The following is a 20,105-nucleotide window of genomic DNA, read 5'->3' as shown; positions in this document are numbered from 1 at the left end:
TCAGTGTTCGTGCCCCTCAAGTTCACCCTTCTTCAGTTCCGACTTCAGTGTGAACGCGCCCTTGACGGCGAAGCGTTCACCTTCCTTGAGTCCGGAAACCACTTCCACCATGCCGCCCGAAGCACGCCCCAGCTCTACGGCCCTCGGCTCGAACTCGGTCTCCTTCTCGGCGACAAAGATCAGCTTCTTGCCGTCCAGTTCCTGCACGGCATCTTCGGGTACTGCCAGGACGGGCGGCGAATCTGACGCTATTGCAAGCTCGACGGTGGCAAACATCTCGGGTTTCAGCTTGCGTCCAGGATTGGCAACCTCTACCCGTGCTTTGACCGTTCGGGTAGCCTCGTCAACCAGATCGGCTAGATAGGTAATCCGGCCACGGAATTTCTGATCGGGAAATGCGCCAACGACAACCGTAGCAGGCTGGCCCCGCCGGACTTTTGCCAGGTCCTTTTCGTGAATGTCCACCAGCACCCAGACCGACGAGAGATCGGCCACAGTGTAGAGGCTCTTGGAAGGATCTGAGAGTTCACCGACAATGGCGTGTTTCTCGGTGATGATACCACCGATGGGGGAGCGCACGGGCAGGAGTGGTTTTCTGTCTGCTTTAAGGTCAGAGGCAGAAACCCCATACAACAATAAACGCTCTTCGTCTGTATGCAGTTCCGTCTGTGCGGTCTTGTAATCGGTCTCGGCCTGGAGGATCTCCTTGCGCGGCGCGATCTTCTTCTCCACAAGGGTCTTGATCCTGTCCATGTTGGACTGGGCCAGGGCCAGCTTCGTCTTCGACTGGTGGTAGCGGCTCAGAGCCTCGCCGAGTTCGACGCTGTCGAGGGTCGCCAGCTGCTGTCCGGCGGAGACGGCGTCGCCGAGGGAAGCCTTGACGCTGACGATCTTGCCGGAAATCCGGGGCGAAACATGCGCGATTCGGTCGGCATTTGCCTCCACTTTGCCGGTGGCGCTGATGACGCCGGCAAGGCGCTGCTTTTTGGCCGGGGCAACAACCACGCCGCTCTGCTTCTGAACTTCGGCAGACATCTTGACGAGTTTCTCCTCGCCGTGCTCGTCATGCCCTTCATGCCCTTCCTTCTTTTCCTTGCCCTCGTCGTGACCCTCTTTTTCGTCCTTATGTCCGGCTTCGTTATGTTCGGCTTTTTCTCCGCCCCCGGTGGTGGAGTGGGTCAGCCGGTAGGCAACGCCGCCCCCGAGAGCCAGGGCCAGGATGAGTCCGATGATGATTGCTTTCTTGTTCACTGCGCACCTCCGGTAAGTTCTGTCGCCACTGCTGATTCGAGTTTTACGAGTGCCAGCTGCCGGGCATGGAGCGCCGTCAGGTAGCCGTCGCTGACCTCGAAGAATTTCTTCTGTTCCTGAATGACTGCCAGAATGCCGACCTCTCCAAGGCTGTAGGCATCCTGGGTAAGTTTCAGATTTTCTTCAAGCTGGGGGATTATATCTGCCTTGTACATGGACAGGATTTTTTCACTGTTCAGGTAGCTGGCGTAGGCCGTTTCGACTTCCCGGTTAACATTCCTGCGGGTAGCCAGCAAGCGGCTTTCGGCGCTGCTTCGTTTAGCCCGGGCCTCCTGGACGCCTGCCTGGTTTCTGTCGAACACAGGAATGGGCATTGAAAGCCTTAAGCCTATAATGTAATCCTTATCCTTGGCCTCTATTCCACCGACTTCAATGGAGGTCGCCTCGCGGTTGACTGCCAGCCCGGCCGTCAGGTTGGGTACCCCCTCGGCCTCAGCCAGGATGCTATCGGCTTCCCCCCTACGTTTCTCGGCCTCCAGCGCCTTCACGTCGGGGCGCTCACCATGCGCAAGCTGTTTCAGGTCTGCCAGAGTTTTCGTCAAATTGGTCGCAGAGTCGAGGTTTCCCGAGATGGCGAACTGCTTTTCGGTCGGAAGGCTCATTAGGTTCAGGAGCTTGGACTGATTCTGGTTAAGAGCCTTCGCATTTTCAATTCTGGCGCCCTCACTCCGTGCCAGTTCGACTTTTGCCAGATTCATCTCCAGCTCCGGAATGTCCCCTGCCGCCAGCCGCTCCCTCGTGATATCGAGGAGCTGTCGGCTGAGTGCGATGGAACGGTCTGTCAAAGCTATCCGCTGTTCGGCCAGAAGTACATCGTAGAATGCGCTCTTCACCTCTTCACGAATCACCCGCTCCCTGTCCGCCAACTGCCATCTGTAGATCTCCAGTTCACGTTCTGCGATGGCCAATCGCTTGTCTCGTTTCCCGGCCAGCAGGAATTCCTGAGATATCCCGAGGGACAGGGCGCTCTCGGAGCTGCTGCCTGTCAAGGCACCCGTAGCAGCTTCAAAATCAAGAGTTGGATTCGGCAGAAGTCCCGCTCTCACCTTACCGGCATCACGGATGCCTTTTTCATCACGAAAGGCCTTGAGATCGCCGTTATTCTGCAGCGAATACTCAATCACCTGGGGCAGTGGCAGCGTTTGCTCCTCTGCCCGCACGGGGGCTGACGTTAAAATACATACGATTCCCGGCACAAGGAGCAAGGCTCCTCGTGCAAATGCAGTTGTTGCCAAAGGGATTACCTCCTATATTCAGTTGTTTGATTCGAGATTGAAACTGTTCTGGACGCAACACGACGAGGAGAAAATAAAGTTGTCCATAGGTGTGGACAGACTACTCCCGTCGATGCAATTCAGGCGTGATTTTGCGGGGGAATGAATCTGGAAAGAAAGACTTCGGGTAGGTACTGGAAATTCTCGTGGAACTCAAGTGGGGCAACAAGTTGTGAGCTAATCAGTTGGACAGGCTGCCCAGACAGTGGAGCATGGCAGGGGCAGTTGCAGGAGGAATCGCAATGATCAGGCACGGCATTTTCGTCAGTAGAACTGCAGGGGCAGGATTTCTCGATAGCACTGAGATAACTGCCGGTCTGGGCGTTGTGGGAGTCGGCGGATAATTCAAAAGAGTCGGCACTTCGGCAAAAACCGGTCACGGAAATCGCGAAGAGCACGACCGCCATGACAAAAGATATGAATTTACAGAAAAATGTTTGTCTCATGCCCAATTTCATTAACAGGATAGTTGCAACAACTCTATCAGGAAGGCTAGGAAAAAGTCAAGCAGTTGTCTTGTTACCAGGCAGCCCGTGCACCTGATTTACATAGGCCACGAGAACAGCCTGCAACCATCAAAAAAACGGATGTTCAAAAGAGAGGTACGTGAGCACCCCGTATTCACCTTTCGATGGTCCAATACCGATCGGAAAGGAAACCCCAGGTACAATTTGCAGGCCTGAGGCGCAATTGATGGCAAACCTCATTCCGGGATTGATAAAAAAGCTGTTTTCCGGTTCCGTGACTCCCTGCCCCGCTACGGCTTGGCCGGCGCTGCCCGCCGCCTCAAGCATCAGGTTGACGTTCTCCGTCGCAAGGTAGATCAGGCTTGCGCCGTAGTTGGTGGCGAGGGTGTCGGCTTTTTCTCCTGCCTCGTTTTTTGCCTGAGGCGTAAACGTCCATCCCAGGTTCCAGTGAGTCACGAACTTGTCACTCAATTCTACGCTTACCGGCACATTGACCTGATAACCAACGGTGCCGGTACCGAGTCCCTTTTTGTAATTGCCAGTCGGAAGAACAATGGAGAACCGGGGACTTGCGGCGATATTACCTTTCATGACAGCTTGATAGCGGTAGTTGATGAGGATATCACCCAGCCCTGATTTACGGTCAGGCGCTTCCATCCGCGAGATCGGGATAGTATAGGAAAGCTGGTGCGTCTGCTTGGGGACCGGCCATTCCTGAGTGAAGGTATATGCCCATTTAGCCCCCTTCATGTACTGAAAAGCCTGAATGTGCTGTATTACTCCGTCCTCCTGGTTATACGCCTCTTCCAGCAGGAAAGAGTTGTCCTGGATCTTCTTCGTCTCCTCAGCAAGCACCGGTTTCCATATGAAGAACATGGCCAGAAAGACAGGCAATAATCGAAAAAAAAACATTTTGCCCCCGAAATAGAGATAATAAAACTGGTTTCGACAATTTGAAAAAAGACTTGAATTTATTTGTCTCTATCCAATGGTCTGTCCTAATGCCGTCTGCCGGTCGACTGCCAAAAGCCAAGAGGGAGTGCCGGGCATCATTCCTTACCGGAAAGCCGCCCTTCTTCAATCTCGAAGTAGGTTATTTTAAGCGCCTCATCAAAACTAAGCTTCCTTCCGCCAAAGGAAGCGATGAACTTATCTGCTCCCTCCTCGGACCGGAAGGCGAGCATCACCTTGCTTCCCCGGCATTCAACGGCATTGTCGTAGCGGACCCACCAGCTCTTTTCCGCCTGAGCAAGGGTTTTATCATTATAATCGGAGGCCAGAATTTTTTTCGGCTCCCTCCCAGGCTGCTCCATGAAAGTAGCGACAAGGCAGCGCAGGCTGCACTCCCCCCCTTTTGTCCCGTCCCTGTATTCAACCGAAATACGGGTGTGAGCACACTCTTTGCGGCTCATGCCGCAATGCAGGCACTGGGGATGAATCTTCAGGTCCCTGGGAGTCGCCAGGCCAAAAGCACATGTGACGGCAACAGCCAGCACTACAAAGCCAACAACAGAAATTGCAGATTTCAACATGACAGCTCCACACGGGAAAACTCAGGTTGTTATACAAGCCATTCGTAGTCCCAAGCATGTTGGCCTGAGGTGTAGCAGGCCAGGCAGCAAGCAGTTTCACTACGGTTTATTGAGGACGACAGAAGATGGATTTTCTTCTGCAGGGAGCTAGGTACAGATGGAACATTTCAGTACTTGACCTTGATGCCGTTGAGCTCTTCCTTCGTCGAATCGGGCCAGCGCTTGAGCGACCAATTGCCGACCCACGCCTTGAAGATGGTCAGGTTCTTTTGTCGCTCCTCTTCTGTCGCCCCGAGGTACTGGTGCATATTGCCGGCTTTACCCTCCTTTGAGCTCTTCCCGTCGTCGAGTCTCCTCATAAGCGCTCCGGTATTCGGCCAGCCGACAAAGGACACCAGGTGGCTATAGCTGTCCATGCGCATTCCCTGTCCTTTGGCCAGCCACGTGTCCTTCTCCCTCTTGAACAACTGGTACTCGGGCGCAGACTCAGCACCGTGGCAGGAATTGCACTTTCTCTCTACGATATCCCTGATGTTGCCGCTCCAAGTTGTTTCCTGCGCATTTGCAGCAACTGACATCAACATTGTAATACCCAATATTGCATATAACTTTTTCACTTGAACCTCCTATAGGGTTGTTTTGATCTAACAGTCATCTCACCTGGTATCGCTATAGCAGTTCTGACACCGTTTGCTCGAACACCTCCTTCGAAACGTCACCTACGACAACCTTTATTGCAATCCCCTTCCTGTCGATAAAAAAGGTAGTCGGCACAGACTTTACGCGGTATTTATTCGCAGCTATCAAGGCAGGATCGAGAAAGACAGGATAAGATAGCTTAAGCCCCTTCGCAAAGACCTCCACGAGCGCCTTCGGATTTCCCATGTTGACTGCGAGCACCGCAGCGCCCTTGTCCCGGTACTTTTTACTGAGCTCGTCCAGCTTCGGCATGGCGGCAACGCACGCCTGGCAGCCGGTAGCCCAGAACCTTACGACCACCGGCTTTCCCCGGTAATCTGAAAGTTTAACCGTCCTGTCGTTCAGGTCGAGGACGCTCATTTCGGGGGCCTTTGCACCGATCTTCCACGACTCTTCCTTTGCGCAGCCGGAAAAGAGCGCCCCGCAGAGGAGGAGTGCAAAAATTGCCGGGACCGGCCGTCTCACGCGAGCCTCCCGTGGTGGAGCAGCACCACCCGATCCGCGAACTCGGCAAGCTCCGGGTTATGGGTCACCATGATGATCGTCCTACCTTCCCGGTGAAGCTCCTTGAAGAGTTCGAGAACAACCCCCTCATTCGCCTCGTCCAGGTTGCCGGTGGGTTCGTCTGCCAGGATGATGGCGGGCTGATTGATCAACGCCCTGGCGATGCAGACCCGTTGCTGCTCGCCGCCGGAAAGCTGGGAGGGGAGATGCCCGATCCGGTGGCCGAGACCCACGTGGACCAGGGCCTGTTCCGCATCCTTGCTGTCGATCATGCTGTGGTAGTACTGGGCCAGCATGACGTTTTCCAGCGCCGTCAGGTACGGGACCAGGTGAAACTGCTGGAAGATCAGGCCAATCTTTTCGCGCCGCACCGCCACGCGCTGCTTCTCGGACAGCGTGGCGGTTGCGACCCCATCCAGGATGTACTCCCCTTCGCTGGGGGCATCCAGACAGGAAAGGAGGTTCAGCATCGTTGTCTTTCCCGAACCGGACGGCCCCATGATTGACACCCACTCCCCCTCGCGTACCTGCATGTCGATGCTGTCCAATGGGATGACGCTGCCGTAGCGTTTGGTCAGCCCTTTTGTTTCTAGAACTATCTTTGACATTATTCTTCTCCTTAGCCTATTGATAAACTCAAGCTTAATTATTCTTCCTTCAGCACCTTGGCAGGCACGATCCCCACCGCCATCCTTACCGGCAGGGCCGCCGCCAGCAAGGAAGCCAGGATCGAGGGGACCAGCGTCATCGGTAGCACGATCATGCGGAATGCAATTGCCGACCCGAAGACTGCGTGTCCCAACACCTGGGCGAGTGCGAACCCGGCAACAAGACCCGCTGCCACTCCTGCCAGACCGATGATCAGTGTTTCTGCCAGGAACTGGGTAACAATTTCCCGGTCCTCGGCGCCGATGGCTTTCATCAGGCCTATCTCCCGGGTCCGCTCCGAGACCACGGTAATTAAAGTCGTCATGACACACAGAGTGGTGACAGTGAGGATTATCACCGCGATGATCGCCATCAGTCCCTTGATCTTGTCAAGGATCCGGCCCTCTGAATAGGAAAGCTTGCGGATCGGCTTGGCGTCCAGCCCCGGCAGGTCCTGCTGCATCCGTGATGCAAGGCCGTCGATGTCAGTACCCTCGGTGACGATGCTCAGCATGGCGTGGTTGACCCGCCCGTTGCTTCCCAGAATCCTGTCGGCCAGGGACAGGTTGACGAATATCTGCTCGTCCTCGGCCTGCCCTGTCTCGGCAATCCCCTTGACAGTGAGGGACTTCTGGAAGCCGGTCTCGTTCCTGATCACGTTAACCGAGTCGTCGACCTTCAGCTCCATTTTCTTGGCCAGGGTTTTGCCGATCATGCAGGAGTCCTCGTCGAAATCAACCGTTATCCATTTTCCCTCCACCTGCCAGTATGGGGAGAGCCTTTTCAGGCCAACGAAATCCACCCCGGCCAGCACTGCATTGCCCAGGTCCAGCCGCACCACCCCGTAGCTGTAAGGGGTAGCGCCGGTCAGCTTATCGGTTGGCACCATGGCAATAGCCTTGTCGATGACCGCGCTTTCAACGCTCCGCTCCCCACTGGCGGCGGAGGGTCCAACGAAGAAGTTCGCCCCATAGGCCCGCAGTTCCCGGCTCATCTTTGCGGAAATGTCGAAGTAGACGCTGGCCAAGGCGGTAATGATCGACGCGCCGATCATGATCGAAAAAAAGGTTATGAACACCCGGTTCTTGCGGACCTTGAGAGACTTGAACAGGATACGCAGGAACATAGTGGTCTGGGTAGTATCGGGTCGTTTATCTCCTGCCATGGAGCACCTCCGCTGGATAGAGTTTCGTTATCAGCCGGGAGGGCATGAGCGAGCCGGAAAGAGCGATCAGTACAGAAATGACGATGTTAACCGGGACGACGATCGGGCTGAAGGCCACGGTGGAGCTGAATATGGACAGACCAATGAGCTGTGACAAACCGGCCCCGGCAATGCATCCCAGCAGCCCCCCCACGACGCCGACCACCGCCGATTCGCTTAAAAACAGCAGGTACACTTCCCAGTTTGCCGCCCCGAGCGCCTTCATCAGGCCGATTTCCCGTGCCCGTTCCATTATGGTAGTAACCATCAGGGACGAGATCCCCAGGCCGGAGGCGATGAAGGCGGCGATCGTCACCACGATCATCAACAGCTGGATCTTGTTGACCACCGCTCCTTCACCGGCTGCCACCTGCCATATCGGGCGGGAGGTGACGTTCGGGATCGCCTCCTCGATCTGCAGGGATATAGAGCTGACATAGGCGGTGCAGTACCAGATGTCGTATTCCGCAGAATCCAGGCTGTCGGAACTGTACCGGGCCTTGCGCGACAGCCGGTCCTCGGGGACGGTCAGTGCGCTGACGCTTACGGACTGCACCTTACCGGCCAGTCCGGCCAGGCGCTGAACCGTCGCCAGGGGCGCTACCAGAGCGTTCTCTTCGGCTCCGCCGGTAGTAAGTATTCCTGTGACGGTGAATTTCTCTTCTCCAGAGGTGTCGCTGGTCCTGGCAGTCATCCGGTCGCCGACCTTCAGGTTCAGGTCTCGGGCCAGGAGCGCGCCGACCAGAACTTGATTCTCTTGTGCCCTCTGTTCATCCGGCCATTCCCCCTGTACCTGCCAATAAGGGGAAACCAGCTTTATGCCGGTCCGGTACTCATTATCCCCGTTGATGGGGACCTGGCGGTCGAACCAGGTGCCGATCATGTTGACCCGCTTTTTTTCCTGCCCGACGATCATCACTCCTGTCTTCAGGAAGGGGGCGAAGCCTACTATATTGTTGTGCCAGAAGATCTCCTTGATTTTCGGCAGGTCCGCCTCGTTGATGAAGACCCGGTCCTTGAGCGGGTTGTAATCCACTCCGCCGATTTCCAGTGGAATGGCCTCGCTTTTGGGTACAACGTTTATGTTGGCCCCGTAGGACTTCATCTCCCGTGACATCTTGTCTCCCACATCGATGGAGATGTTCATCAGTGCGGTGATCAGGCTGGCCGAGAGGACTATAGTGGCGGTTGCCAGTGCTTTTCTCCGCCAGCCACGGAAAAATGATTGTCTCAACATGCGAAAAAACATGGTCTTATGCCCCCTGGAAGCCTTGTGTTCTGTTGTAGCGCGATTCCTTGGCGCCGATGTACTTCTCCGGGTTGGCCCTGAATTTCTCAAGCGACTCCGTCGACTCAAAGAAATAAGTCCGCCCCTTGTAGTCGTCCCGCTGGGGTGCATCGCGGCTGATCATCTCCTTGCCGGTCACCGGGTCCTTGACCTTAACGCTTACAACCTCGGAGAAGTACCTAGCCCCCTTGTCCAGTTCAGCCATGCTCACCGATACTTGTCCCCCTTCGATCACGTGGGTGAGAGGAATCGGGTTGCATCCGCCGGCCTTGCCAATGGAGGGGATGAAGATCCGCACGTTGCATGCGATGCAGATGACCTCATTCTTGTCTTGGAGATAGCCCATATCTCCACAGAGCATGCAGGCATCGTAGACAACGCCGATTTTTTTTCCGCCGGAGTGGTTGATCATAAAGAAGCGCACAACATGGCCGTCGTCGGTTACGTAGGCATAGCGATGCAGGTTGCCGTCGGAAAGCTCTTCGAGCTTTACCTTGATTAGTCCCTGGGCGTCTGGCTGCAGATGGAGCGGCTTGGTTATCTTGGGTGGACGCGATGCGTAGAGGTCTTGATACAAAAGCAGGGTCGGAAAAAGCAGAAGCGAGGCAAAAGCCCCCCGAAACCAGCGCATCTCCAGCATCACCACGCTGCACTTCTTCCTCCGCACGGCCGGCTCCATTTCCGATAGTTCGGCAGCGGAGATCCGCGACCGCTTCAAAAAACAAGCCAGGGACATAAGCGCGATCAAGAGCAGGTGAATGTAGGAGAAAAGGGCGGAATACTTGCCACTCTTGGCGACGATCGACACTCTGGTGCTGGTCAGCTCGATCATCTCCAGGCGCATCATTCCCAGCAGAAGGTCAGAGGACCAGCGCGAAACGAAAAGCGCGGTCACGAACAGCAGGACTGCGATTACAGTCCGGCTCCGGTTCCGGGCGCACATGTAGACCGTCAGGGGGGCCAGGAACGAAATGAAGCTCAATCCGGCCAGAATCCCACCCACGTTCAGGATGACTTCCGTGTTCAGAACTGAACTGCTGGTGAAAGATTGTTCGGTGACGAAGACTGAAAAGGCCCAAGCCGACGTGGCGGCCAGCGATGCGGTGAAGAACAGCGCTGCTCCTAGTGTCAAACCTTGCCATTTCCGCGGTCGCCCCCCAGAAAGCACGACCAGCGACGCGCTGAGTAAGGCTGCGATGAGCGCGACGCCGTGGAGGGCGGTGTGGACTGCCGTAGCCATCTCATAACGTAGGGCGATCGGCTGGCAGATGAAACCGGCCAGAAGTCCGCAGGTAATGGCGATAAAAAAGGAGCGATAAGCCCTTTTTCCGCCTTCAGGGGTGACAAGGACGATCAGCATCCCTGTTATCAGCGACAACGGGATAAAGTTGTGGGTGAAATTCACAAGGTACGCAAGCATCTTTTTCTCCGTTAAAACGGCATAAAGTCCCCCTTATGGAAAGGGGGATCGAGAGGGATTTCCTTACGCACTACTTGAGTGGTACATACTTGAATTTGAAGTCCACGGTAAAGGGCTGGAACCACTTGCCGACGCCGGTGGCGGTATCGGTATGGCGACCAAAGCCCTGCTTGATTGGTGGTTCAATTGTATAGGAAACTTTGTAGTTCCCGGGCCCCATCATCTTGATGTTGCTGCCGTAATGGGGGCCGTCCTTGGCCACCATCGTCATGAACTTGCCTTCCTTCTTGGCGCCGGTGTCCAGGTTTTCCACCTTATAGCTGACCGTCAGGTAGGGGATCCACTCACCGGCGCCGAACCCGTTCAGGTTGCCAGGCGCGGCATGGATATCCGCCTCCAGATGGATATCGGCCTGGGATGCGGCCAGGTCCGAACCCCTTGGTTCCATGTCTATCGGTTTCAGGTAGACGGCGGCGATCTTCATCCGGTTGACGATCTTTTCAACATCTATCGGATACTCTTTGATTTTTTCCTCATAAGCCATGGCCCCGTTGGCCATCAAAAGGCCCAGAATTGCGCAAAATACGATCAGCTTCTTCATTCTGACTTCCTCCGTTTGCGTTTTTGGTTCAGGTTCCGGCAATGCCGGTTTGTTTCCGTCTTTATACTTTTGTTGTTTCCGCCCTTGTGACGCATTTTCTTTTACCCATGACCAACATGCCGGCAGCGGCGGCCAGAACGATGGCTAACTGCGGGACCAGGGTCTGCAGATAGGGGTAAACCCCGACGAGTTCAACTGTTGGCATCCAGGGGATCAGGACCGGCTCGAACACCTTGCCGGATATCAGCTCGGCCATACCTTTGCCGGTGAAAACAAACGCCATGTAGTAGAGCAGCGCCCCGGTGAAAAGGAAAAACGGCTTGATCGGAAGCTGCATGGCGCCGCGGCTCATGGCCAAATACACGGCAACCAGCAGGATGGAGCCAACCAGGAAGCCGCCGGTGATGGCGGTCAGGCTGGACGAGCTTGATGAATCTGCTGCTAGGGCCTGATAGAACAGCACAGTTTCTGCTCCTTCGCGGTATACGGCCAGAAAGGCCGCCACCCAGAGCGCCCGCAACGAGTTGGCCGAGATGGAACTACCGACCTTCTCCTTGATATAGGCGCTCCATTTCTGCGCATTGGCCTTGGAGACCAGCCAGTAGCTGACGCTGAACAGCACCGCCGCCGCCAGCAGCATGGTTGCCCCTTCAAGAATTTCCTGGCTGGCTGCGGAGGTTTTGAAAACCCATTTCACTAGGACCGCTGTTATCGCGCTCAGGGCAAGGGCCGAAATGCAGCCGTTGTAGATCACCTTGAGCTTGTCCCGGTTGCCGGTCTTGGCGAGATAGGCAATGATGGCGGAGATGATCAGGATCGCCTCGATCCCCTCGCGCAGGATTATCATCAGGGAATAGAAGAACAGCGTGGCGGCCGACTCCTTCCCCTTGCCCAGCATGGCCGCCGCTTTGTCGAAGTCGGCCCGCATGGGCACCAGTGTGGCTCGGATATCATCGCCGGCAGCGCCGCTTTTCATTTTGCCGACGATCATGCTGAAGTGTCCCTCCAGGCGGGCCTTGAAATTCACATCCCGCGCCCCCAGCTTGGACTCCATCCCGCTCCCTTCGAAAAAATCGAAATAAGAATCCTGAACGGCCACGATCGCGCTCTTGACATCACCGTTTTCATAGATCACCAGCGCCCTGTCGATGCCGTCGAACAGCTCGGCGGTGACTTTGCTCCAATCCTTAGCCGGCGCGCCCCCCTCGGCGAGTTTCCCCGCCTCCCTTTTTGAAACAGCCCCCTCAATAAGGGGCAGGCCGGGCAGGTCCTTTTTCAGGCTGGCCAGCAAAGTGGTTGTCCGCGTCTCTACCTTGTCCGGCGCAGCTCCTCCCTTAATCATGTCAATGATTTCGGTAAAGCCGAAATTGTTTTCAAAATCCTTCTTCTGGGAGACGAACCGCCGGACCGCAGTCTCTAGCAGGCTGTTCTTATAATGATCGAACTGGGTCTGCTGCACCTGTTCTGCGGCACCCTTGGCATCCCCCTTTTTTTGGGTCTCCAGGGCGCTTTTCAGGCCCGACTGGATGTTGTCGACCGCCTGGAGCCAGACCGGTTCGACATTTGCCCCACCTTCCATCACCTCTGCCGGCGGGTTCTGCGTGGTGGCATCGCCGGATTCGGCGACTATCACTACTCCGCCTTCAAGCTGGGGTACCAGCGCCCTGAGTTTCGCCATGAAGTCATTGATCCTCTTCTCAATGGCGGCAGCCGGTTCCTTGGCCACGATCATCTTCCGTATATCTATGAATTCCCCCTCCATCTCGGTGTTCAACTTGGCGGAAATGTTGATCCGGATCGGCCCCTCCAGGTTTTCGTAAACCTGGAAATATGCTCCCTGGGCCTTTTGCTTTGCCTCCTGAACATTGCCCTTTTTGTACTGAACGAGCGCTTCGTTCAGAAAAGTACCGATTTCCTCGACCATGCCCTTGTAGTCGGGCCTGGCATGCACATCAGAAATGGCACCAAGGACCATTACCGCCGCAACAACCGCAATGCACAGCGCTTTAATAAATTGATCGGTCCTCTTCATAAACGCTTTTCTCCGAATAGATGGATTGTGGCCATGTAGGCCCGGTTACCGCCTGCGCTTGGTCCAGTCGTAATTGAACTGGAGCATGGCATAGGCGTAGTTGATATCCTTGTCCCCGGCTCCGGCGTCGCGGAAGAACTTGCCGGGGAAGAAATGGTCGTAGCCGACAAGCAGCGTGTAGTCCTTGTTGTGGATATAGGTGATGGTGAAGTCGGTTTCGATCCCGATATCCCTGCTGATGCCGTCGGCAACCTTGTCGGCCATGAACTTGCGGCCGGTGGCGGAGATGTTCAGCTTCCTGGAGAGATCGATGCCCCAGCCGATGGTGTAGGCCTGGATGCCGCTGGCGTGCTGATCGCCGACGTCGAAGCCGGACAGGTCGCCGATCACGCTCATATCGCCCACGAGAGGGGTATCGTTGTTGCCGTTGCGGAACTCCCTGGCGCCGGAGCCGTTGCCGTTGGCCAAATCGCGATCGCCCGATCCCAGGGCAAAACTGAGAAATACAGCACTGTTGTAGATATTACCGTCTAATCTAATCGGAATCTCGCCGGTCAGGTCTACATGGGCGCCATATGCTGCGATGTTGTCGTTGATGCCGTTTCCTTCGTTGAAAATCTTGCCGGTCTGATAGGCGAATTCGTGTTCCAGACTGAATATGCCCGCCGAGCTGGTGCTGCGGTAGCCGAAGGTATTCCGGTGCTCGCCCGACCCCCTGTTTTCGTAGCCGGTGTCGCGGAAGGCGTAGGCGTCGATGGAACTGTCGTCGGCTGGCTGGTAGCTGGCATAGGCCCCCAGCAAGTCCCCCTTCAGGCCGTCCGAGAAGGGCTTGGCGTAGCTACCCCCCAGCAGGTCCACAGTCAGATTGTTGAACCAGTTCGAGGAGGGCTGCACCCTGAGTCTGACCGCGTCAAAGGTCAGACCATTGAAGAAGGTGTCAGAACCGAGAATAAAGGTGCTGCCGTAACTGAATTCCTGCCGTCCGGCCTTGAGGGCCAGCAGATTTTTACCGGGGGCATCGCTAGAAGGGAGCTTGGCCTCAATGAACCCCTGATAGAGGTTGAACTCAGTGGCGTCTTTGGATCCTGGGCCGGTAAACCCGTAGCCCTGGCCTTCAACATGCACATCCAGGTAGTTGTTCGGGTGCCAGTAGGCGAAGGGCTTGGCCCTGTAGAGCAGGCGCCCCGCGTCCTTTTCCGGCGCATAGCTCAGGTCGGCCAGCCGGAAGTTTCCGGCTCCTTCACCGCGCAGAAAGCCGTTCACGCCCACTCTGTATTTGAAGAAGGGAACCGGTGGCTCGACCAGGGTCAGGAGTTGCTCGATGGTAGCCCGAATGTTTCGGTAGGCCGACTGGCCGAAGAGTTCATCCTCCAGCGCCACGATCAGTCTACGGGCGGCCTCCATGTCATCCCGCGAAATCGCCTGTCCACCTTCCCTGTCATAGGTTTCAGCGATTTTGGTCAGCGCAGCGATGAAATTATCCACAAGTTTATTCTTCGGAACGGGCTGTTCCTCGTTAAGCTTCGTTCCAGCCCCGTATTTCTCTCCAAGTTCTGCAACGTCCTTGCAGGCCCAGTGATCCTTGGTAACACTATCGGGAACAATTCCCCCGTCGCTGCCGGTTACATTCGAGGGATCTCCCAGCGCGGAATTCTGGCTGTACACGGCCGGAGCAGCCAGGGCGGTGCCAGCGGTCAGGGCCATAAGTGCCAGGGTTGTTGCTGCTTTCCAGAGAGTTCGGGGTAATCTGATAGTACGCCTCATAGCCAGGTTTCTCCTTTTTGTGAATATCCTGGCTGGCGGCGTCAGTGGTGGTGAGGGGTACGCGTGGCTGGCTTGGATGAAATATAAGATATTGTGGGTTTATTTAGTAAGAATCAGCTTGTTATTTGCGGTAATGCGCAGACGGTACTGTTCACCGGCATGGACGATAATGAGTTCACGGCAGCACTCCATGAGCTGCCGACTGGTAACCATGCGGCAGGTGGCTTTCTCATCTGAAGGCAGGAGATTTCGCATCTGCTGTTCCGTTTGCATGCCTACCCCCCGATAAAATTCGTATGGTGATCGTGTCTGGACACGTTTTGCCCGTCGGGTGACGGATGACCACTTCTCGTCATGGGAGGGACCGATGAGGGTTTTCTGCTGCGTGCATTCCCGGCCATCGTTCCACCAGTCCGGCATCCGCACCCTGGGTGCGACGCTCCGCAACAACGTCCGGCACACGAACAACCGGCCATGCTCTCCTTCATCTCCGTACCCCTTCCCCCTTTTTCTGAATTTAACAATCCTAAAGGTATCATCGCCTGTTTCCTCCTCGTTTGGTGCCTTAACAAGGCATCTTCTGCGCGCGGGACCCCGGCGGTGGTGCCGCGTTGCCGCCTTCCCGTTAATTATGGGTATCACTATCACTCGTCAGCCGTGAAGAATCCTTTGTGATTCCAAAAAGAGGGCCTCCTTCACAACCTGTGCAGATTGCCGGAATATTCTTCTCCTTGGCTATATTCACGGCCTCATCTAATTCCTCGGGCGAGATCTTATCCGTGAAAATAACCATGGCATCAAGGCCCCTTATCTTGGATGCGATGTTGATTTCCTGCCCGCTAAGCAACCACACTTCGAAACCGGCACGACATGCAGCCTCTCGGCAGCTCCATTCGTTACCATCCAATTTTCCGATCAGTGCAACACACATAGTATCCCACATATAATGACATTCACTTTCATCGAATGAGCAAAAAATTTACAATGTTGATTTAAGGCGATTGAAGAATTATTGACGGCATCCGGAACATAACCCGTACAACTCCAACTTGTGAGTTTCGACAAAAAAGCCGTAGCAGGAAGCGATCTGGCTCTGAAGCGTTTCAATCGCCTCGCTTTCGAAATCCGTTACGGCTCGGCAACGGGTGCAGACCAAATGGTCATGATGTGCCCCGTCGACCACGTGCTCATACCGGGTCTGACCGTCGCCAAACCAGATTTCACGAGCAATACCCGATTCGACGAACAGTCTCAAAGCTCGATAAACGGTCGAGTAGCCGATATTCGGATGCTTTGCACGCAGCTTCTGATAAAGCTCTTCGTTGCTTATGTGCTGTTCAGCAGATAGAAAAGCATCCAGAATGATGTCACGCTGGCGGGTTGATTTGAGTCCCTTGAAGGAAATATAACCGTGGAAGGTTCTCTTGGTGGATCGGTTCAACGAGTCCCTCCTGTTATGAAAATGCGTACGTACAATAGATTTCATTTGGACCTGCTGATTTTGAAAGTTGTTTTCGTTTTAATGCAAACAAAGACTCTTGTCAACACTAATTGCATTTTAGATACTTAATGTTTATTTAAGGTTTGCGGCATTGTTAGATCGTCAGCCTGATCGTCTGAGCGGCTGCAATGCCCGCAGCCCCACGAGGATGGTGCTCAGGTTGTGCAGCGTTGCGGAAAATACGGGGGGCATGGCGCCGGTGACTGAAAGAAGGAGCGCAGCGGAATTGACCGCAACGATGGTTCGGAAGTTGTGGTGAATCAGTTCCATCGCTTCCCTGCTAACCTCCCTTGCCGTAAGGATATCCGCCAGGGTCCCCTCCATAAGGAGGATGTCGCACGCCTCCCTGGCTATATCGGCGCCGTGCCGCATTGATATCCCCACGTCGGCACAGGCCAAGGCCGGAGAATCGTTTATCCCATCCCCTACCATAGCAACCGTGCATCCCTCCCGCTGGAGCGCCTTGATCAGTTCCACTTTCTGGTCAGGGAGGACTTGAGCGTGGAATTCATCGATTCCGAGCTGCGCTGCAATGGTCGCGGCGGTCGCCCGGTTGTCTCCGGTCAGCATGACGATCCGCCTGATACCGCTTTGCTTCAACGCCTCGACAAAGGCACGCGCCTCAGCACGCACGGGATCATGGATCGCAATCAGGCCTGCGAGTTTGCCACCGACTGCCATGTAGAGAACCGAATCCCCTCTTCGTGCAAAGGCGTCGACGTACTTCTCACCCCGTCCCACATCGACTCCCTCGTCCTCATGAACGAAGTGACGGCTGCCAACCACGATTCGGTCTCCATGAATCCGGGAAGCAATTCCGTGGGCCACGACGTACTCCACTTCGGAGTGCTCCTCTGCATGGCGAAGCCCCTCGCTCGCAGCCTGTCGAACAACGGCAGAGGCAACCGGGTGCGGGAAGTGCTCCTCCACACAGGCTGTCTGCCGCAGTACGTAATCGCGGCTGATGCCGTTGAAGGCGACCACCTCGGAAACCTTTGGCGTCGCTTCGGTCAGGGTCCCTGTCTTGTCGAGGACAAACGTGTCGGCAACAGCCAGCCGCTCCAGGTACTTTCCTCCCTTGATGAGTACCCGGTGCCGGGCAGCCCGTGCAAGTGAGGAGAGGATCGCAAGTGGGGTGGAGAGCTTGATGGCGCACGAGAAGTCCACCAGCAGGACGGACGCGGCACGCGCCGGGCTGCGGGTCACGGCGAAAGTAAGGGCACTGGCGAGAAAGGAATACGGAACAATCCGCTCCGCCATCGCCTCGCTATGGCTCTGGCTCTCAGCCTTGAGGGCTTCCGCCTCCTCTATAACCCGCACCACACGGGCGGCCTTGGTCTCGTCACCAACCAGCTTGGCCCGAACCCGAAGGAGCCCCTCCTCCACCGCAGTTCCTGCATAGACTGTCCTCCCTTTCCCCTTCAAGACCGGCAGGCTCTCTCCGTTAAGGCTCGACTGGTTGACGAGCGCTTCTCCGTCGAGCACCACGCCGTCCACCGGGATAAGGCTCCCGGTGCGCACGATCACCGCATCCCCGACCACCACCTCCTCCAGCGGGAGCCGGAGTTCTTCCCCTTCACGTTCAACCCAGGCCCACTCCTCCCCGGTGTGGAACATCCCGGCCAATAGACGGCGGGAATATCCCCGCGTCCACTCCTCCAGGTATTCGCCGAGTTTCAGAAGAAAGGTGATGACGGAAGCGGTGAGAAAATCGCGAGTCGCCATCGCGGCAGCGATCGCCGATGCATCCAGCGTGTCCACGTTAAGTTCCCGCCTTCGCAGGGATGCTATCCCTTTCCTGAATACGGGGAACGCTCCATATATCGCCACCAGGGGGCGGATCGGAGGAGGAATAAGGGGACGGGCAAGCAACAGCGTACCGGACCGCACCGCCGTTTTCTTTTTACGCTCCAGATCAGTCTCGGGGCGGCGCCTGCGCACCGGAGGGATCGCCGCCGCAGCCGCGCTTTCAAGTTCCCGTCCTCGCGGAAAAGGAGACCTTCTCCACCCCGGCGACATCCCGGAAGTGCGCCTCTACCCCGCAAAAGTCTACAACCGGAAAACGGGGGAAAGTGAGAGCGATCCTCAGCCTTCCCGGGATATCTTGCACGATATGGAAATCCACCCCTACCCCTTACTAGCCCTATACGTATACATACTCTTTTCTCTCGAAAACATGGACCCCGAAGAGGGCTAGGAAAATAATTCCTGCGAGGATGTGAAGCTTCTTCAGGTCGAATATTGCAGCGGCAACACTGAGAACAAGCGAGGCTAGCATCCCCAAATTCGCAATATTTCTCTTCACCCTGGCGGGGATGCGAAACAGGGCACAGGAGGAAACTCTGCCGGCCTCAGTGCTCTCCCCTTCGACCTCACCAGAACTCAAGAGGTCGGCCGCGGCCTCGATTATCCTATCTACCCCTGTCACAGCCGCCGAGTACAGCACCAGAAGGCTTCCGACCCGCGGATTTCCTTCCACGCCGGTGACTCCCGGCATATTCATGAGCGCTTCACTAGCCCTGGCGATCATCGGCTCCCGCTTCAGGCTATCGTCCCTGATCCGGACCCTTCCGCCGAAATGGCTTGCGATAACCATGACTTCCTCCAAGCAGTCCTGTTTATTTGCTGTTGCCCTGGCTCTTTCCTTTTCCCTCGGATTCGGTCAGCTCCGCGAGCATCTGTTCGAGTCGGGAAAGACTCGCCTCAGTGTCCTGCCTCTCTCCGATTCTGGAGAAGATATACGCACCACCGAGGGCAGCCCCGGCGCCAAGAGTGACTTTCAGGGCGTTGCTGAAATAACTCATTCCCTTGCGCATCCTTTCTCTTTCCATGGCTACCCCTCCCCCTGCCCGGACTTCATCTTGGCAAGTTTTTCCTCGACCACCTTCTCGATCTTCTCGAGGATCTCTTTCTCGCGCTTCACCGTGTCGGCAGTTGCGGTCAAGCCTTCCTGGTACTGGTGCACCCCTTCGGCAACGATATCCTCAACGTCTTCCTTCAACTTTTCCGCCTTTCCTGCAACCCATTCCTTGAAGGCATACCCTTCACGAACTGCGCTTACCGCCGCCGGGCGAACCTTCTTCGACGCCTTTCCGAGGCCCAGCGCCGCCAGAGCCCCCAGAGCTCCACCGGCCAACAACCAGAGATCCCTCTGGCCGATATGAATCCCTCCAATGCTGCCGTCCCCCTTCTTTTCACGCCCATGATGCTCGTGCGATTCTTCATGTCCCATCGTCCCCTCCTTTGGTCAATGTAACTTTCAATGAAACTGTAACAAACAGCATGGAATGCGCAAGTTCAGGATTTCCAGGCTGTTATCTCCGCAGAACGCTTGCTGCAGCGGGAAGCAGGAAGTCCAGCGGAGCAGGGAGAAGAGTGTGGAGAGCAAACTCCATAACAATGTGTCCGGCATTAATGGTTGAATCTCTTCCGAATGAAGGTTTCCGTAGGGCAGGAAGATGAACCATCTCCGTATTACCCTCGGCAGACACTGTTACCAATGCCTCTCCAACGTATACTTCGATATTACTGCGAGAGACGAGGCTTTCGTCATACTTCACCAAGACACTACCGGTCCTATGACTGGCCGAAACCGCGATAACCCCTTGTTTGGAGCCCATAACCTCTTCAAGGTGGAGACATTTCATTCTGCACCCTATCAGGCATTTTGTTTCGAATCGTACCCTTCCCGGCAGGACACTCAAAGGCGCCATGGATTCCTCCTCACCGCAAGTCAGTTGTTTCTTTAAATGGGATGTGGCATAAAGTGGCGGCAATCTTCCGCCAAGCTCTAATCGAATTACTTCAGGCAAAATGCGCAGCACCCGGATATTGATTTTCTTTTTCATTCAACGGTGAAA

The 20,105-nt window shown here is 55.7% G+C and carries 21 protein-coding genes; all 21 read right to left on the bottom strand.

From position 1 onward, the window contains the following. A complete protein-coding gene (locus CFB04_RS04570) occupies positions 1 to 1,251 on the bottom strand; it encodes an efflux RND transporter periplasmic adaptor subunit (RefSeq protein WP_088534173.1) in 1,251 nt (416 codons plus the stop codon). Beyond that, complete coding sequence (locus CFB04_RS04565; protein ID WP_088534172.1) at positions 1,248 to 2,546, bottom strand: TolC family protein; 1,299 nt, start codon at positions 2,544 to 2,546, stop codon at positions 1,248 to 1,250. Before CFB04_RS04565 ends, CFB04_RS04570 begins: the two co-directional genes overlap by 4 nt. Before the next feature lie 614 nt (positions 2,547 to 3,160). Beyond that, a complete protein-coding gene (locus CFB04_RS04560; RefSeq protein WP_231934372.1) occupies positions 3,161 to 3,964 on the bottom strand; it encodes a transporter in 804 nt (267 codons plus the stop codon). 137 nt (positions 3,965 to 4,101) lie between these two features. Continuing rightward, positions 4,102 to 4,584 carry a nitrous oxide reductase accessory protein NosL gene (locus CFB04_RS04555; protein ID WP_088534171.1) on the bottom strand — a complete coding sequence of 161 codons (483 nt, stop codon included), beginning with the start codon at positions 4,582 to 4,584 and terminating at the stop codon, positions 4,102 to 4,104. A gap of 167 nt (positions 4,585 to 4,751) precedes the next feature. Then, complete coding sequence (locus CFB04_RS04550; protein ID WP_231934371.1) at positions 4,752 to 5,201, bottom strand: cytochrome C; 450 nt, start codon at positions 5,199 to 5,201, stop codon at positions 4,752 to 4,754. 52 nt (positions 5,202 to 5,253) lie between these two features. Continuing rightward, positions 5,254 to 5,748 carry a TlpA disulfide reductase family protein gene (locus CFB04_RS04545; protein WP_088534170.1) on the bottom strand — a complete coding sequence of 165 codons (495 nt, stop codon included), beginning with the start codon at positions 5,746 to 5,748 and terminating at the stop codon, positions 5,254 to 5,256. Continuing rightward, positions 5,745 to 6,395 carry an ABC transporter ATP-binding protein gene (locus CFB04_RS04540; RefSeq protein WP_088534169.1) on the bottom strand — a complete coding sequence of 217 codons (651 nt, stop codon included), beginning with the start codon at positions 6,393 to 6,395 and terminating at the stop codon, positions 5,745 to 5,747. The genes CFB04_RS04545 and CFB04_RS04540 overlap by 4 nt, the downstream gene beginning before the upstream one ends. Before the next feature lie 38 nt (positions 6,396 to 6,433). Next, positions 6,434 to 7,600: an ABC transporter permease gene (locus tag CFB04_RS04535; protein WP_197692571.1), complete on the bottom strand. Its 1,167-nt coding sequence runs from the start codon at positions 7,598 to 7,600 to the stop codon at positions 6,434 to 6,436. Next, positions 7,587 to 8,888 carry an ABC transporter permease gene (locus tag CFB04_RS04530; RefSeq protein ID WP_088534167.1) on the bottom strand — a complete coding sequence of 434 codons (1,302 nt, stop codon included), beginning with the start codon at positions 8,886 to 8,888 and terminating at the stop codon, positions 7,587 to 7,589. Before CFB04_RS04530 ends, CFB04_RS04535 begins: the two co-directional genes overlap by 14 nt. Positions 8,889 to 8,892: 4 nt before the next feature. Continuing rightward, positions 8,893 to 10,347: a Fe-S-containing protein gene (locus CFB04_RS04525; RefSeq protein WP_088534166.1), complete on the bottom strand. Its 1,455-nt coding sequence runs from the start codon at positions 10,345 to 10,347 to the stop codon at positions 8,893 to 8,895. 70 nt (positions 10,348 to 10,417) lie between these two features. Next, entirely contained in the window at positions 10,418 to 10,948 is a 531-nt protein-coding gene (locus tag CFB04_RS04520) for an iron transporter (protein ID WP_088534165.1), read from the bottom strand. 61 nt (positions 10,949 to 11,009) lie between these two features. Continuing rightward, positions 11,010 to 12,980, bottom strand: a complete 1,971-nt coding sequence (locus CFB04_RS04515) for an FTR1 family protein (protein WP_088534164.1) — start codon at positions 12,978 to 12,980, stop codon at positions 11,010 to 11,012. Between the two features lie 45 nt (positions 12,981 to 13,025). Continuing rightward, on the bottom strand, positions 13,026 to 14,744 hold the full coding sequence (locus CFB04_RS04510; RefSeq protein WP_231934370.1) for an alginate export family protein: 1,719 nt from the start codon (positions 14,742 to 14,744) through the stop codon (positions 13,026 to 13,028). A 99-nt stretch (positions 14,745 to 14,843) separates the two neighbouring features. Continuing rightward, positions 14,844 to 15,206 carry a hemin uptake protein HemP gene (hemP, locus tag CFB04_RS18295; RefSeq protein WP_231934458.1) on the bottom strand — a complete coding sequence of 121 codons (363 nt, stop codon included), beginning with the start codon at positions 15,204 to 15,206 and terminating at the stop codon, positions 14,844 to 14,846. Positions 15,207 to 15,369: 163 nt separating this feature from the next. Beyond that, entirely contained in the window at positions 15,370 to 15,675 is a 306-nt protein-coding gene (locus CFB04_RS04500; RefSeq protein ID WP_088534163.1) for a DUF2325 domain-containing protein, read from the bottom strand. A 78-nt stretch (positions 15,676 to 15,753) separates the two neighbouring features. Further along, complete coding sequence (locus CFB04_RS04495; RefSeq protein ID WP_088534162.1) at positions 15,754 to 16,185, bottom strand: Fur family transcriptional regulator; 432 nt, start codon at positions 16,183 to 16,185, stop codon at positions 15,754 to 15,756. 162 nt (positions 16,186 to 16,347) lie between these two features. After that, positions 16,348 to 18,264 carry a heavy metal translocating P-type ATPase gene (locus tag CFB04_RS04490; RefSeq protein WP_231934369.1) on the bottom strand — a complete coding sequence of 639 codons (1,917 nt, stop codon included), beginning with the start codon at positions 18,262 to 18,264 and terminating at the stop codon, positions 16,348 to 16,350. A gap of 124 nt (positions 18,265 to 18,388) precedes the next feature. Next, entirely contained in the window at positions 18,389 to 18,841 is a 453-nt protein-coding gene (locus CFB04_RS04485) for a hypothetical protein (protein ID WP_088534161.1), read from the bottom strand. Positions 18,842 to 18,863: 22 nt separating this feature from the next. Next, complete coding sequence (locus tag CFB04_RS04480) at positions 18,864 to 19,076, bottom strand: hypothetical protein (RefSeq protein WP_088534160.1); 213 nt, start codon at positions 19,074 to 19,076, stop codon at positions 18,864 to 18,866. A gap of 2 nt (positions 19,077 to 19,078) precedes the next feature. Continuing rightward, complete coding sequence (locus CFB04_RS04475) at positions 19,079 to 19,477, bottom strand: hypothetical protein (RefSeq protein ID WP_088534159.1); 399 nt, start codon at positions 19,475 to 19,477, stop codon at positions 19,079 to 19,081. An 82-nt stretch (positions 19,478 to 19,559) separates the two neighbouring features. Beyond that, positions 19,560 to 19,958 carry an HMA2 domain-containing protein gene (locus tag CFB04_RS18500; protein ID WP_088534158.1) on the bottom strand — a complete coding sequence of 133 codons (399 nt, stop codon included), beginning with the start codon at positions 19,956 to 19,958 and terminating at the stop codon, positions 19,560 to 19,562. Positions 19,959 to 20,105 lie beyond the last annotated feature (147 nt).

Origin of the sequence: Geobacter sp. DSM 9736 (genome assembly GCF_900187405.1) — a bacterium.
Taxonomy (GTDB): Bacteria; Desulfobacterota; Desulfuromonadia; order Geobacterales; family Geobacteraceae; genus DSM-9736.
The sequence above is the reverse complement of the archived record's forward strand: the minus strand, read 5'-3'. Positions and strand labels throughout refer to the sequence as shown.